The organism is Synechococcus sp. R55.2 (assembly GCF_047462075.1).
Lineage (GTDB): Bacteria > Cyanobacteriota > Cyanobacteriia > Thermostichales > Thermostichaceae > Thermostichus.
Genome location: NZ_JANSIH010000435.1, coordinates 1 through 2,098 on the forward strand (window position 1 = coordinate 1; position 2,098 = coordinate 2,098).

Annotated in this window: 3 protein-coding genes; 2 read left to right on the forward strand and 1 reads right to left on the reverse strand. The window is 56.4% G+C overall.

Features of this window, described 5'->3' with window-relative positions:
* Positions 1–59 precede the first annotated feature (59 nt).
* Positions 60–683, reverse strand: a complete 624-nt coding sequence (locus NW838_RS14620; protein WP_414355842.1) for a TMEM165/GDT1 family protein — start codon at positions 681–683, stop codon at positions 60–62.
* A gap of 391 nt (positions 684–1,074) precedes the next feature.
* Between NW838_RS14620 and NW838_RS14625 the strand changes: the two genes are divergently transcribed.
* Entirely contained in the window at positions 1,075–1,197 is a 123-nt protein-coding gene (locus NW838_RS14625; protein WP_011429573.1) for a hypothetical protein, read from the forward strand.
* A gap of 23 nt (positions 1,198–1,220) precedes the next feature.
* Entirely contained in the window at positions 1,221–1,622 is a 402-nt protein-coding gene (locus NW838_RS14630) for a YraN family protein (RefSeq protein WP_414355841.1), read from the forward strand.
* Positions 1,623–2,098 lie beyond the last annotated feature (476 nt).

Here is a 2,098-nt window from a genome sequence, read left to right on the forward strand (position 1 = left end):
CCTCCCGACACTGACCCTACGGGTACAGTGCGGGGCTCCTGCGATTTCTAGCTGATCCCTCATCCTGCCAACTCCCAACCGGTCAGCAACGCAAACACCAGAAATAAGCCGCCCCCCACCCAATGCACGGCGCGTTCAGAGATGTGAGCTGCTAAAAAACGACCTCCCACCACCGCCAGCCCCACCATCAGCCCATGGCCAAGGGTAGCCCCTGCCCATACACTCAATCCCGGGTGGGTGGCCGCCAAGGAGACGGTGGCAATCTGGGTTTTATCCCCGAACTCGGCCAAGGCTGTCAAGCTAAAGGCTTCCCACACAATAGCCCAAGCACCGCCGCGGCCCGCCCCTTTTTCTTCTGCCTGCTCCACCAGCCTGAGGGCTTCTTCCTCTTCTTCTTTTTCCTGCTGGGGAGTCATCTTGTAGGCTTGCCAGAGCATTCTCAGCCCAAAAGCCGCAAAAACCCCAGCCGATAACACTCTCACGCCCAGGGGTGGCAGCAGCTTGAAAAGCACCTTCCCGGCCACCACCGCCAGCAAGGTCATCACGGCCAAAGCCAGCCACGTCCCCAAGAAAACCCAGCGGCGCGGGTGCCGCATAGCCAGAATCAGGGGGGTAAAAAAGGTTTTATCCCCAAACTCTGCTACCGTAACCAACAGCAAACTTGACGCAAAACCAGCCCACATCGTTTAGCCTCCAACCTCTCTTGTGTGTGGAATCGGTTCACACCTAGAGGTGAAGGCCGGGAAAGTCAGACGGACTCACCAAGCTCACCTCTGCGTGAACTCAGTGAAAGTCTCGTCACCAAAGCAGCCTGCCGGGCTTGCTTTGTCTCTTGCACCGGGCTGTTTTTAGCCAGTATGTCGATGCAGAGGGCGGTAAGCCGCCTGACTACTCCCTTTCCGTCTGAATGGTAGCATGCTGAGCTCCCAGTGGGAGTAGTTCATTTCCAATGGGATCCCCCAAGACTTGCTGTGCCTTGGCCGATATCAGTGCCGCGCATCGCTTACCAGAGGATTGTGAAGGAGCGGCAGGCTATTATGATCACGGTTGAGGAGAAAATCAGGGGAAAACCACGTGGATGCAAAGTTAGTCTTGGTGGGGGTTGCTCTTGTCCTCTCTCTGGCAAGTTTCTACTTCGGCACCCGCAACGGCTTTTACGACACCGACAAGTATCACGGCAATGGCTCTGCTCATTAGAGCCGGGCGCTGGTGATTTTTTTATGGATCCCTTGCCCAAAGGAGCTTCTCTCCAGAATACAGGCAACGTCGGCGAGGGCTGGGTGCGGCAATATCTCTGTCAGCAGGGCTGGCAGATCCTGGCCCAGCGGTGGCGCTGCCCTTGGGGCGAGCTGGATCTGGTTGCCCACAAAGCTGATGTGCTGATTTTCGTAGAGGTGAAAACCCGTAGCCCCGGTAGCTGGGATCGAGGCGGGCTTTTGGCGGTTGGGATCCCCAAGCAGCGACGCTTGATCCGGGCTGCCCAGGCCTTCTTGAGCCAGCATCCCCACCTCTCCGAGTTGTCCTGCCGTTTTGATGTTGCGCTGATAGAACGTCGGGCCTCCAGGGAAGGGGTAAGCTACGCTTTGGTTGACTACCTGCCAGCGGCTTTTGAGATTTGTTGAGGCAAGCTTATCCGAGATGCTGTGGGAGCTTATGGCCGTTTCAGGTTAGGTGAGATGCCTGGGCTGCTGAGACAAGCCCTCTAGCCCCGCGCATTATTGCTCTGCAACGCTATTGCTCCACAACCCTGACGCAGTGTCCTAGAGTGTCCTAGTTTGAATCAAAATAACTATAAAGCTGGGCCAGCCTCTCCGACTCATCTGAATACGAAGAACAGATGGAGCTTTCTGGGGTCATTCATCATCCTCACTAAGATCCGGCCTGGGGATCCCTTCATTGGCTCATGATTTTGGGAAACAGCATGAAAGCACATGAGTTCTGGGCCCGTACCGACAGCCAAGGTCAACTGATTTTGCCCATGAAGGCGCAGGAACAATTGCCCAAAAATCGAGTTGTGCGGGTGCTGGTGTTGGTGGATGAGCGGGAGCTGGCTCCGGCGGATCCTTCACAGGAGCAGTTGCCCACTGCCTCGCCAGAT